This window comes from Marinobacter sp. PE14 (assembly GCF_053566155.1).
In genome coordinates this window covers 1,226,476-1,239,017 of the sequence record NZ_JBQXNY010000001.1, presented here as the reverse complement: position 1 = coordinate 1,239,017, position 12,542 = coordinate 1,226,476, and the positions used below count along the sequence as shown (strand labels likewise).

Sequence of the window (12,542 nt, the reverse complement as noted above, 5' to 3'; positions counted from 1 at the left end):
CGGTAACCCTCTTCGCGCAGCGCCTTGCAGGCCTGGGCCCCGGAGTAATCAAACTCGCACGCCTGCCCGATCACGATGGGGCCGGCGCCCAGGATCAGGATGCTTTGGATGTCGGTACGTTTTGGCACGCTTCCCTACTCAGATTACAAACAGCTCCACAAATTCTTGGACCGGGGTATTCTCCAGTGTTTGCTGGTCCTTACATAGCTTGAAGATAGCGCTACATCGATGTGCTGGGAAGCGGGTTGCCAGGTTTGTACTAAATTTTTTCTCAAGCAGGGGCATACCCTCTTTTCGCCTTCTGCGATGACCGATCGGGTATTCAACTGCAACATTGTCAGTACTGGTGCCGTCGTTGAAAAACACCTGGATCGCGTTCGCAATGGAGCGTTTCTCGGGTTCAAGGTATTCCTGCGTGTACTTCTTATCTTCCACAACTTCCATTTTATTACGCAATTCATCAATGATTGGGCTTGACTCGTGAAAACTGTCTTCATAATGCTCCGCAGTGAGGCTACCAAATGCCAGGGGCACTGCAGCCATGTATTGCAGGCAATGATCCCGGTCCGCGGCGTTCGCCAGCTTTCCGACCTTAGAAATGATTCGAATCGCCGATTCATGGGTAGTGATGACGATTTTCTTAATGTCCTTGAGCCGGTCTTTCACTTCGGGGTGGAGTGAAACTGCCGCTTCGGCCGCAGTCTGAGCATGGAATTCTGCCGGAAAGGAGATTTTGAACAGGACGTTCTCCATCACGTAGGAAGCGAACCCCTGTGGTAGTGAGAATTCACGTTTTCCTTCCGGTTTGAGTTTCTGGTCTTTGTTGGATTTACTGAACAGCACATCGTAGAAGCCCCACTGCGGAGCAGTGAGTACACTTGGAATGCCCATCTCACCCCGCATGGCGATGTCAACCAGCCGCACGGCTCGGGATGTTGCATCGCCCGCTGCCCAGGACTTCCGTGAGCCAGCGTTCGGGGCGTGGCGATAAGTTCTAAGTGACTGGCCATCTACCCATGCGTGCGACAGGGCCGACAACATTTGTTCGCGGTCTGCTCCCATCAGTTTTGCGGTAACGGCTGTGGAGGCAACCTTCACGAGAACCACATGATCCAGCCCCACCCTATTAAATGAGTTCTCCAGTGCCAGAATGCCCTGAATTTCATGGGCCATAATCATGGCCTCCAGAACGGTTCGCATGGTTAAGGGTTCTTTGCCTTCGGCAACCCGTTTCTGGGAGAGATGGTCCGCGACACCCAGTATGGCACCGAGATTATCGGAGGGGTGGCCCCACTCCGCAGCCAACCAGGTGTCGTTGTAATCCAGCCAACGAACGATACAACCGATATCCCAGGCTGCTTTAACTGGATCAAGCCGGAAAGACGTTCCGGGCACCCGGGCACCATGGGGCACCACGGTCCCATCAACAATGGGACCAAGGTGTTTCGTGCACTCCGGGAAGCGCAGAGCCAAAAGACCGCACCCTAGAGTGTCCATCAGGCAATAGCGAGCGGTGTTCCAGGCTTCTTTGCTGGTTATTTCATAGGTAAGGACATAGTCCGCGATTTTCTGCAAGACTTCGTCGTAGTCGGGACGTTCGTTAAGATCAAATGTTGCAGACATAAGGGAGCCTCCTTGCCCCCACTATAGATTCCGTCAGAAGCTATCGCCAGGCACCCTAACCCAACCTTCCATCAATACTCGCGCACTTCGGCTCATAATGGCTTTGGTTGCGGTCCACTGACCATCGATTTCCTTCGCTTCCGCGCCCACACGCAAAGTGCCGGAGGGGTGACCAAAGGTCACATGAGTTCGGTCGCCACCGCCAGCGGCCAGGTTCACCAGGGTTCCCGGAACGGCGGAAGCGGTAGCGATAGCGACTGCAGCCGTGCCCATCATAGCGTGGTGAAGCTTGCCCATGGACAGAGCACGAACCAGGACGTCCACATCCCCTGCCCCGATGCTCTTCCCGCTTGAGGATACGTATTCAGACGGTTTTGCCACGAAAGCCACTTTCGGAGTGTGCTGTCGATTGGCGGCTTCTTCGATGTTCTGGATCAGGCCCATCTTCACCGCACCGTAGGCCCGGATGGTTTCAAACCTGGCCAGGGCTTTGGGATCGGAGTTAATGTCATCCTGCAGCTCCGAGCCTTTGTAGCCGATATCCTCGGCGTTCACGAAGATGGTCGGGATGCCAGCATTGATCATGGTGGCTTTCAGGGTGCCTTCGCCCGGCACTTCCAGGTCGTCCACCAGGTTGCCGGTGGGGAACATGGAACCTTCGCGATCGGCCGGGTCCATGAATTCCACCTGCACCTCGGCGGCCGGGAAGGTGACACCATCCAGCTCAAAATCGCCGGTTTCCTGCACCTCACCATTGGTGATGGGCACGTGGGCGACGATGGTTTTGCGGATGTTGGCCTGCCAGATGCGCACGGTGCAGGTGCCGTTCTCCGGAATCCGGTCTTTGCCGACGAAACCGCCGTTGATGGCGAAGGCGCCCACGGCTGCTGTCAGGTTGCCGCAGTTGCCGCTCCAGTCGACGAACGGCTTGTCGATGGAGACCTGCCCGAACAGGTAGTCCAAATCGTGATCCGGCTGGGTGGGCTCCGCAAGGACCACAGTTTTGCTGGTGCTGGAGGTGGCGCCACCCATGCCGTCCGTCTGCTTCTGGTAGGGATCTGGGCTGCCGATCACGCGCAGCAGGAGTTTGTCCCGGGCTTCGCCCGGGCTCTGGCAGGCTTCCGGCAGATCCTTCAGCCGGAAAAAGACGCCTTTTGATGTGCCGCCACGCATGTAGGTGGCGGGGATTCTGATTTGTGGCTTGCGTGTCATGCCGCACCTTCCGATTGCAGGAAATCCTCGGCAAACCGCTGCAACACACCACCGGCGCTGTAGATAGACACTTCCTCAGCGGTATCCAGGCGGCAGACAACCGGAATGCGCTCGGTGCTGCCGTTCTTCCGATGGATCACCAGCGTGAGCTCGGCGCGGGGCGCCGGGGTGCCCTCTACGTCGTAGGTTTCGGTGCCGTCGATGCCAAGAGTCTTACGCGTTGTGCCTTCCTCGAACTGCAGGGGCATTACACCCATGCCGATCAGGTTGGTACGGTGAATCCGCTCGAAGCCTTCAGCCACAATCGCTTCTACACCGGCCAGTGCGACGCCTTTGGCGGCCCAGTCACGGGAGGAGCCCTGCCCGTAATCAGCACCTGCGATGATGATCAGCGGCTGCTTGCGCTCCATGTAGGTTTCGATGGCTTCCCACATGCGGACAACTTTGCCTTCCGGCTCGATTCGGGCCAGGGAGCCCTGCTTCACGTTGTCGTTTTCGTCCCGGACCATTTCGTTGAACAGTTTCGGGTTGGCAAAGGTGGCACGCTGGGCTGTCAGGTGGTCGCCCCGATGGGTGGCGTAGGAATTGAAGTCTTCCTCCGGTACACCCATTTTGTGCAGGTACTCACCGGCGGCGCTGTTCATCATGATCGCGTTGGATGGCGACAGATGGTCAGTGGTGATGTTGTCCGGCAACACCGCCAGCGGACGCATGCCCTTGAGGGTTTTCTCACCGACCATGCCACCTTCCCAGTACGGCGGGCGACGGATGTAAGTGCTCTGCGGGCGCCACTCATATAGCGGGTTGGTGTTGGCCTGGGCATCCCGGGTGATGTCGAACATCGGGATGTAGGTGCTGCGGAACTGTTCTGGCTTCACGCTGGACTTCACGATGGCATCGATTTCCGCGTCATCCGGCCAGATGTCCTTAAGGGTGACGGGTTTGCCGTCCTGGTCGTAGCCCAAGGCATCTTTTTCGATGTCGAAGCGGATGGTGCCAGCAATGGCGTAGGCAACCACCAGCGGCGGCGAGGCCAGGAATGCCTGTTTGGCATAGGGGTGAATCCGGCCGTCAAAGTTCCGGTTACCGGACAGCACCGCAGTGGAAAACAGATCGCGATCCATGATTTCCTGGGCGATTTTCGGATCCAGGGCACCACTCATGCCGTTACATGTCGTGCAGGCGAAGGCCACCACGCCGAAGCCGAGTTGTTCAAGCTCGGGCAGCAGTTTGGCTTCTTCCAGGTACATCTTGACGGTTTTGGAGCCCGGAGCCAGGGAGGTTTTTACCCAGGGCTTGCGGGTCAGGCCCAGCTTGTTGGCGTTACGGGCAATCAGGCCGGCAGCCACCATGTTGCGGGGGTTACTGGTGTTGGTGCAGCTGGTGATGGCTGCGATGATGCACGCGCCATCCGGCATTTTGCCTTCTTCCTGCTCCCATTCACCGGCAATGCCGCGTTCTGCCAGCTCGGAAGTCGGCAGATGCGCATGGGGGTTGGATGGGCCAGCCAGGGTGCGCGCCACTTTGGACAGATCAAACTTCAGCACGCGCTCGTATTCGGCGTTTTTCATGCGGTCGGCCCAAAGGCCGGTTTCCTTGGCAAAGGTCTCTACCAGGGCAACCTGATCGTCTTCACGACCGGTCAGCTTCAGATAATCGATGGTCTGGCCGTCGATGTAGAACATCGCTGCAGTGGCCCCATACTCCGGAGTCATGTTGGAGATAGTCGCGCGATCGCCCACGCTGAGGCTGTCTGCGCCTTCGCCATAGAACTCGAGGTAGGCGCCTACCACTCTTTCCTTACGCAGGAATTCAGTGATGGCGAGGACCATATCGGTACTGGTGATGCCCGGTTGGAGTTTACCTGTCAGCTCAACGCCAACAATGTCCGGCAGACGCATCATGGAGGCACGCCCCAGCATAACGCTCTCGGCTTCCAGACCACCCACGCCCACGGAAATAACGCCCAGGGCATCCACCATCGGGGTGTGGCTGTCAGTGCCAACACAGGTATCCGGGAAAGCAACGCCATCGCGGTTCTGAACCACCGGAGACATCTTTTCCAGGTTGATCTGGTGCATGATGCCGTTGCCGGGAGGAATCACATCCACGTTCTTGAACGCGGTCTTGGTCCAGTTGATGAAGTGGAACCGGTCGTCGTTACGGCGATCTTCGATCTGGCGGTTCTTCTCAAACGCGTCCTTCTCGAAGCCGGCGTGCTCCACGGCCAGCGAGTGATCCACGATCAGCTGTGTGGGGACTACCGGGTTGACCTTCGCAGGGTCGCCGCCTTTCTCGGCAATGGCGTCACGCAAACCTGCGAGATCCACCAGAGCGGTCTGGCCGAGGATGTCGTGGCAGACCACACGGGCCGGATACCAGGGGAAATCCAGGTCACGCTTGCGTTCGATCAGCTGCTTAAGGGAATCCGTAAGCACCTCAGGATCACAGCGACGAACCAATTGTTCCGCCAGTATTTTGGAGGTGTACGGGAGTTTGTCGTACGCGCCGGCCTGGATGTCTTCCACGGCCTGGCGGGTATCGAAATAGTCCAGGTCGGTGCCTGGGAGCGGTTTGCGGTAGTCGGTGTTCATGGGCGCTCCTCAATCGGTACCCACTTCGAATCCGCCGGGCCGGTGTAATCGGCGCTTGGGCGGATGATGCGGTTGTTCTCACGCTGCTCTTTCACGTGGGCGGTCCAGCCCGACACACGAGACATCACAAAGATCGGGGTGAATAGCTCGGTCGGGATGCCCATGAAGTGGTAGGCAGACGCGTGGAAAAAATCGGCGTTACAGAACAGTTTCTTCTCGCGCCACATAACGGCTTCACAGCGCTCGGATACCGGATACAGCACGGTATCGCCCACTTCTTCCGCCAGCTTCTTGGACCACTGCTTGATGATGGCGTTCCGCGGGTCGGACTCTTTGTAGATCGCGTGGCCGAAGCCCATGATCTTTTCCTTGCGCTCGAGCATGCCCAACAGGCCTGATTCAGCTTCCTCTGGAGTCTGGAAACGCTGGATGAGCGCCATAGCGGCTTCGTTTGCGCCACCGTGCAGCGGGCCCCGCAGGGTGCCAATGGCACCGGTAACGCAGCTATGGATGTCAGACAAGGTGGACGCACAGACGCGAGCAGTGAAAGTGGAAGCGTTGAATTCGTGCTCCGCATAGAGAATCAGGGAGACGTTCATCACCTTCTCGTGCAATTCGCTGGGCTTCTTGCCGTGCAGCAGCTCCAGGAAATGGCCGCCGATGGAGTCCACGTCGCTTTCGGTTTCGAGCCGAACGCCTTCGTGGGCGAAGCGGTACCAATAGGTAATGATGGATGGGAACACCGCCAGCATGCGGTCGATCTTGTCGTCCTGCTCGCTGAAGTCTTCTTCCGTCTCCAGGTTCCCCAACATGGAGCAGCCGGTGCGCATTACATCCATCGGATGGGCGTCTTTGGGGATCTGCTCGAGCACGGTTTTCAGGGCAGCCGGCAGGCCGCGGAGGCTCTGGAGCTTTTTCTTGTAGGCGTCCAGTTCCTGGCGATTTGGCAGTTTACCGCGCAGCAGCAGGTAGGCGATTTCTTCAAACTGGGCTTTTTCGGCCAGATCGGCGATGTCATAGCCACGGTATGTCAGGCCGGCACCGCTTTTGCCAACGGTACACAGGGCGGTTTCGCCAGCTACCTGGCCACGGAGGCCTGCGCCGCTCAGTTTTTTTGCTTCAGCCATTGTTGTCTCCCATCTTTATCTTGTTTGGAGTGTCGGATTACGGCTTTGCCTAATCCGACCTACTGATATTTTGCTTGATATTAGGGCGCCTGTCGGATTATGCCTGCGGCTAATCCGACCTACGTTACCAATGCCGGAATTTCTGTAGGTTGGATTAGCCGAAGGCGTAATCCAACAAACCAAGTTAACCCTTGCTCTGCTGGAACAGCTGGTCCAGCTTCTGCTCGAAATCGTGGTAGTTCAGGAAATCGTACAACTCCATCCGGGTCTGCATCATGTCAACCACGTCTTTCTGGTCACCCTTCTCCAGAATGTTCTGGTAAACCGTCAGGGCGGCCTTGTTCATGGCGCGGAAGGCGCTCAGCGGGTACAGAACCATGTCGGCGCCGGCTTCGGCCAGTTCCTTGCGGTTATACAGCGGCGTGGCGCCGAATTCGGTAATATTGGCCAGGATGGGCACGTCCAGGGCTTCCGAGAAGGCCTTGTAGTGCTCGAGCTCCGTAACCGCTTCGGCAAAGATGCCGTCGGCGCCGGCTTCGATGCAGGCCTTGGCGCGCTCAATGGCGGCTTCGAGACCTTCTTTCTGGAACGCGTCGGTACGCGCCATGATGAAGAAGTCTTTGTCTTCTCGGGCATCCACGGCGGCTTTGATGCGATCGACCATCTCCTCCTGAGATACGATTTCCTTGTTCGGGCGGTGACCACAGCGCTTCTGGGCAACCTGGTCTTCAATGTGGACAGCGGCTGCACCGGCACGTTCCATCTCGCGGATGGTGCGGCCAATGTTGAAGGCGCCGCCCCATCCGGTATCGATGTCCACCAGCAGTGGCACGTCGGTAGCTGCGGTAATGCGTCGAACGTCCTCGACCACGTCGTTCATAGAGGTCATGCCCAGATCCGGCAGACCGTAGGAGGCGTTGGCAACGCCGCCACCCGAAAGATAAATGGCCTGATGACCCACTTTCTCGGCCATCATGGCGGCGTAGGCGTTGATGGTGCCGACGATCTGCAGGGGCTGGTTGTCTTTGAGCGCCTTACGGAAGCGGGCGCCGGGGCTGAGTTTGTTGGACATGGTGTTGGCCTCTTTCGTTAAATGGAGATTTCGCCTTCCTGGATCTTTTTCTCGATGTTCTGTCTTGCTGCGTTGATATGGCGTTTCATCAGAAATTCGGCGAGTTCGCCGTCGCGCTGGGCGATGGCCTCGACGATACGGCGGTGTTCACCGAGAGCCCGCTGGGGGCGCCCGGTAGAGGTACTGAGACGGTATCGGTACATCCGTACCATGTAATAAAGATCACCCAGCAGCATCTGGGCAAGTTTGGTGTTGCGGCTGCCGGTCGCGATTCTGTGGTGGAAGTCGTAATCCCCTTCGGCCTGGTAATAGGCTTGGCCCTGGGCCTCATCGATCATGCGTTCGTGGGTGTCGAGGGTGGCCTGAAGGTCGGCAATTTCCTGGTCGGTCATGCGCTCGGCGGCCTGTCGGGCGGCTAAGCCTTCCATCACTTCGCGGATGCGGTAGAGCTCCATCAGCTCGGAGGCGCTGACTGAGACAACCTTTACGCCGGCATGGGGGCGGCGCACCAGAAGGCCCCGGGATTCAAGACGGCCGAGTGCTTCACGCAGAGGACCGCGAGTAAGATCGAACCGTGAACACAGTTCCAACTCGCCGATCTTTTCGCCGGGCGCCAGCTCACCTTTCACGATTGCCGTTTGCAGACAATCAAAAGCCTCATCGGCACGGGTGTAGGTAGTAGACAGTAACTCAGCCATAGGTTGTCAACAAAACCGGGTTTATTTTGAGCAAAGCTACGCCCGAGCGGTCATATTGTCAACAATATTGGCTAAATTGAGCTGAAGATTGTTTACAATAGATAGAACCAATCAGTAGATCTGGCGTTCGGAGACCGTTGGCGGAGTGTACTGATATAGCCAGGTCTCCGTCAGCGGCTCGCCGCCCAGCCTGAGGTACAGGCGGATATTGATAGGTTCAATGGAATCATCTGGCACAAGATCAAACATGGCCCGGTAGCCGTCGATTGCAGACAATGGTCTTGCGGAAGTGATTTCAACCTCTCCGCGGCTCACAGCTATGACCGGCTCCACCTCTGCATCCTTGGCGAGCATTTCAAGCGCGCCGCCGGCGAAATCAACTGCAAAGCGCCAAGAGAAATAGGTGCGCTCCTGGCCCACGACACCGCCCAGCCCAGTCCTGGTTGCCTGCACCGTGGCTAATTCATAAGGTCGCAACGGAGCGTGCTCGCCCCAGTGCAGGCGGTAGCTGTAGAGGTATTCCCGGCCTGGCAACAGAGGTTCCTGCGGGTGCCAGAAGGCGACGATGTTGTCGAAGGTTTCATCCACGGTCGGGATTTCCACCAGATCAACACTGCCCCGCCCCCAGTCTCCCCGGGGTTCCACCCAGAGGCTGGGCCGGCGATCGTAAAACACACCATCATCCTGGTAGTGGTCGAAATCCCTGTCCCGCTGCAGCAGGCCAAAGCCGACGGGATTGTTACCCTGAAAACTGTTGAACTGGAGATTGACGGGATTTACCAGCGGCCGCCACAACCACTCGCCGTTGCCGTTGCGAATGGCCAGGCCGTCAGAATCGTGAATTTCCGGACGCCAGTCGTAGCCCATGCGATCATCATTTTCGCCCACCTGGTACATGCTGGTCAGCGGTGCAATGCCTGCCCGGGCGATTTCGGTTCTGGGATAAAGTGCCGCATCGACATCCATGACCATATTGCGACCCGGATCAAGCACAAACGCGTAGGCACCAGTGATACTGGGGGAATCCAGGAGCGCCCATACCCGGAGTAGCTGGCTGCCCGGTGCCGGCTTCTCCAGCCAGAACTCAGAAAAACGGGAAAACTCTTCTTTGCGGTCCATGCCGGTATCAATGGCCAGCCCCCTGGCCGACAGGCCGTACTGCATCTCCGAACCCACCGCTCGGAAGTAACTGGCGCCCAGGAAGGCAGCCAGATCCAGGGCGAAGTTGTTGTGGTAGTGAACCCGAAAACCGGCGTAGCCCAAATCCTCTGGCAGATCGCCGAGGGGCTGTTCTCCGCCGTATCGGAACAGATCCTGTTGATAGGCCAGTTCAGTTGCCTCGCCATCAATGACTTCATGAATTTTGACGGGTTGCTGGAAGTACAGACCAAGATGGAAGAGCTGGACCTGGAAAGCGGTATCGTCGTCGCGCCAGAGCGCCCGATCGGCCCGGAAAGCGATGGCCTGGTAGTCATCCCAGGAAATGGATTTCAGAGATTGGGGCAGTTCACCGTGATGGGAGACATATGCCTCAGCTGCCAGTGCCCGGGCCCGACCTTTGAGCCAGGCGTAGCTAAAGGCACGGGGACTGCTTCCAGATACTTTTTGGAGGCCGGCACCGTTAACCAGGGGCGACAGTGGTAAGGCGCCGGCACTTACCAGTGCTCCCAGCCCCTTGATCAGCGTTCGTCTGTCCATTGTTCTCGCCCCTCCTGTAACGGGCTATAGATTGCCATAGAGAAGATCACGTGGACTATGTACGAACAATAAAAGCTAGAGAGCCTATTCGGGCAGGGAACCTACGCTGGCCGAATCGCACCAAATAGGTGCAAGGAGGCAAGAGGGATCGCACAAACAAACCTCTGATCAGAGAAATTTTCGGTGTTGATGACCTTGAAGAAACCCTCCCCTAGCAGGCCACAGCTCTTTGCTAGACCTTACAATTTCCAACACGCCCCTGCATTTGTCGTTACAACTTGGGTAAACTCGGCACACTTTGTGATAGAACAATTGTTCATACGCTTACGCAGAGACGTTGAGCAGCCCACAGGCCGTGAAACCGACCATCAAAGGACGAATGATATGATCAAAAAATGCCTGTTTCCCGTCGCCGGCTACGGCACCCGTTTTCTTCCGGCAACCAAGGCGATGCCCAAAGAAATCCTGCCGGTGGTGAATAAACCCCTGGTTCAGTATGGCGTTGAGGAGGCTGCCGAGGCCGGTATTCACGAATTTGGCTTTGTGACCGGTCGGGGCAAGCGGGCCATCGAGGATCATTTCGACATCAGCTACGAGCTTGAGCACCAGATTGCCGGCTCCGGCAAAGAAGACCTGCTGAACTCAATCCGTGAACTGATCGATCACAACAGCTTTGCCTTTACCCGACAGAATGAGATGAAGGGCCTCGGCCACGCCATCCTCACAGGCCGTAACCTGGTAGGTGACAGCCCATTTGCCGTCGTGCTGGCCGATGACTTCTGCATTGGCCCCGATGGTGAAGATGGCGTGCTGGCGCAGATGGTGAAGCTCTACAACCAGTTCCGCTGCTCTATTGTTGCCATCGAAGAAGTACCGGCTGATGAAACCCACAAGTACGGGGTGATTGCCGGTGAATCCATGAAAGATGGCCTCTACCGGATCACTGACATGGTAGAAAAGCCGGCTCCGGAAGATGCGCCCAGCAACCTCGCAATTATAGGCCGCTATATTCTCACGCCGGATATCTTCGACATTATCGAAAAGACCCCGGCGGGCAAGAACGGTGAAGTCCAGATCACCGATGCCCTTCTCGAGCAGGCGAAAAACGGTTGCGTGCTGGCCTATCAGTTCAAAGGGCGCCGGTTCGATTGCGGCAGCATTGATGGCTTTGTGGAAGCCACCAACTACGTTTACGAGAATATCTACAAGAAAGGCAAGTAAGAAACCCGGGGCGGGATCAGCTGCCCAGGATTTGCAGAATCATTCGCCGGTTTTCCGCACTTGTCCTGCGGAACCGGCGAAGAAGCTCCACTTCTTCCGTGGTCAGTTGGACCTTCTCGAGGACTTGCTCCAGCTCATCCAGCGATTCCAGAAGTTCGTCGCTCTTATCCAGGGCAATACCGGGCAGTTCAAGTTGCCCATGGTCCTCAGGCTTTTCTGGCTCCCAGTGCTGAATGGGTTGCGCATGCTGCATGGCCACTTACCTCGTCATCCAAGCCGGGATACTGGTCCCGATAATGCCCTGCGAAGTGAATCAATCTGGAAATGTAACGTACATATAGCTTTGCACACAATCTGCCTATACTGAAGATGGCAACAACCAAACAGGCTATTTATGGCGGCAAGAACCCTGGATATCGACTCGGCATGGGAGTTGGTGCTTAGCGCAGTTAACCGCAGCAATGTGACACTGCCATTGCCGGGAACCGACAAAGAAGCGGTAAAGCTCAACGGCCACGGGGCGTGGCACCTGATGCAACCGGCCACGGGTGAGGCGAAGGATCTGCTCTCGGTATTCCTACCCCTTTGCCGGCCCGTGCCAGACAATGGCAGCCCAAAAGTTATTGGTCAGCTGGGCCAAAGCCTGGACGGACGCATTGCCACAGTTACCGGTCGCTCCCGTTTCATCAATGGCGACGATGGAATTACCCATCTGCACCGGATTCGCGCAGTGTCGGATGCGGTTGTTGTCGGGGCCGGAACCGCCACCACCGACAATCCCCGTTTGACCGTTCGCCGCACCAGTGGCCGCAACCCTGTGCGCGTGGTCATTGACCGTCACCATCGCGTACCGGACAGCCATCACCTGTTCACCGATGGCGAAGCTCCCACCCTGCGGTTGGTGGCAGGTACCTACGAGAAAGCGAAGAATCCATCAATCGGTCCCGGGGTTACTGAGATTCCCTGTCTCGGGGATGCCGAATCCGAAGATGCCGTCGATCCGAGAGTGATCCTTGAGGTTCTCGCAGACCTGGGGCTAAAAAAGGTCTTTGTGGAAGGGGGTGGTGTTACCGTTTCGTGCTTCCTGAACGCTGGCTTGCTGGACCGCCTGCACGTGATGGTCGCACCCATGATCATCGGCAGCGGCAGACCAGCCTTCTCGCTTCCGGAGATCGATTTTCTGGATGATGCCTTGCGGCCCCGCGCCCAACTTATAAACCTCGGCAGCGATATGCTGTTCGACCTCGATTTCACCCGACATACGTAGGTCGGATTAGCCGAAGGCGTAATCCGACAA

11 protein-coding genes are annotated in these 12,542 nt (G+C 57.3%); 2 read left to right on the top strand and 9 right to left on the bottom strand.

Annotated features, from left to right (window positions below; all coding sequences use genetic code 11):
* The 8 genes from ACWJ62_RS05880 to ACWJ62_RS05845 all read right to left on the bottom strand — a co-directional run.
* A partial coding sequence (locus ACWJ62_RS05880; RefSeq protein ID WP_449285363.1) for a carbamoyl phosphate synthase preATP-grasp domain-containing protein occupies positions 1-128 on the bottom strand: 128 nt, incomplete at its 3' end.
* 10 nt (positions 129-138) lie between these two features.
* Complete coding sequence (gene prpD, locus ACWJ62_RS05875) at positions 139-1,623, bottom strand: 2-methylcitrate dehydratase (RefSeq protein WP_449285326.1); 1,485 nt, start codon at positions 1,621-1,623, stop codon at positions 139-141.
* A 33-nt stretch (positions 1,624-1,656) separates the two neighbouring features.
* The gene (prpF, locus tag ACWJ62_RS05870) at positions 1,657-2,835 is read right to left on the bottom strand and encodes a 2-methylaconitate cis-trans isomerase PrpF (protein WP_449285325.1); all 1,179 of its coding nucleotides are present in this window, start codon (positions 2,833-2,835) and stop codon (positions 1,657-1,659) included.
* On the bottom strand, positions 2,832-5,429 hold the full coding sequence (gene acnD / locus ACWJ62_RS05865; protein ID WP_449285324.1) for a Fe/S-dependent 2-methylisocitrate dehydratase AcnD: 2,598 nt from the start codon (positions 5,427-5,429) through the stop codon (positions 2,832-2,834). The genes prpF and acnD overlap by 4 nt, the downstream gene beginning before the upstream one ends.
* On the bottom strand, positions 5,426-6,556 hold the full coding sequence (gene prpC, locus ACWJ62_RS05860; protein ID WP_449285323.1) for a bifunctional 2-methylcitrate synthase/citrate synthase: 1,131 nt from the start codon (positions 6,554-6,556) through the stop codon (positions 5,426-5,428). Before prpC ends, acnD begins: the two co-directional genes overlap by 4 nt.
* Positions 6,557-6,740: 184 nt before the next feature.
* Positions 6,741-7,628, bottom strand: coding sequence for a methylisocitrate lyase (prpB, locus tag ACWJ62_RS05855; protein WP_104270119.1), 888 nt, complete (start codon positions 7,626-7,628; stop codon positions 6,741-6,743).
* Positions 7,629-7,645: 17 nt separating this feature from the next.
* Positions 7,646-8,326: a GntR family transcriptional regulator gene (locus ACWJ62_RS05850; RefSeq protein WP_449285322.1), complete on the bottom strand. Its 681-nt coding sequence runs from the start codon at positions 8,324-8,326 to the stop codon at positions 7,646-7,648.
* Between the two features lie 111 nt (positions 8,327-8,437).
* Positions 8,438-10,024 (bottom strand): glucan biosynthesis protein, encoded by a 1,587-nt coding sequence (locus tag ACWJ62_RS05845; RefSeq protein ID WP_449285321.1) that lies wholly within the window; start codon positions 10,022-10,024, stop codon positions 8,438-8,440.
* A gap of 384 nt (positions 10,025-10,408) precedes the next feature.
* Here ACWJ62_RS05845 and galU point away from each other — a divergent pair, with 384 nt between their 5' ends.
* Positions 10,409-11,245: a UTP--glucose-1-phosphate uridylyltransferase GalU gene (gene galU / locus ACWJ62_RS05840; protein ID WP_449285320.1), complete on the top strand. Its 837-nt coding sequence runs from the start codon at positions 10,409-10,411 to the stop codon at positions 11,243-11,245.
* A 16-nt stretch (positions 11,246-11,261) separates the two neighbouring features.
* On the opposite strand, the gene ACWJ62_RS05835 is transcribed toward galU, so the two are convergent.
* Entirely contained in the window at positions 11,262-11,498 is a 237-nt protein-coding gene (locus ACWJ62_RS05835) for a hypothetical protein (RefSeq protein ID WP_449285319.1), read from the bottom strand.
* A gap of 141 nt (positions 11,499-11,639) precedes the next feature.
* On the opposite strand from ACWJ62_RS05835, the gene ACWJ62_RS05830 reads away from it, so the two are divergent.
* The gene (locus tag ACWJ62_RS05830) at positions 11,640-12,512 is read left to right on the top strand and encodes a RibD family protein (protein WP_449285318.1); all 873 of its coding nucleotides are present in this window, start codon (positions 11,640-11,642) and stop codon (positions 12,510-12,512) included.
* The last annotated feature ends 30 nt before the right edge of the window (positions 12,513-12,542 follow it).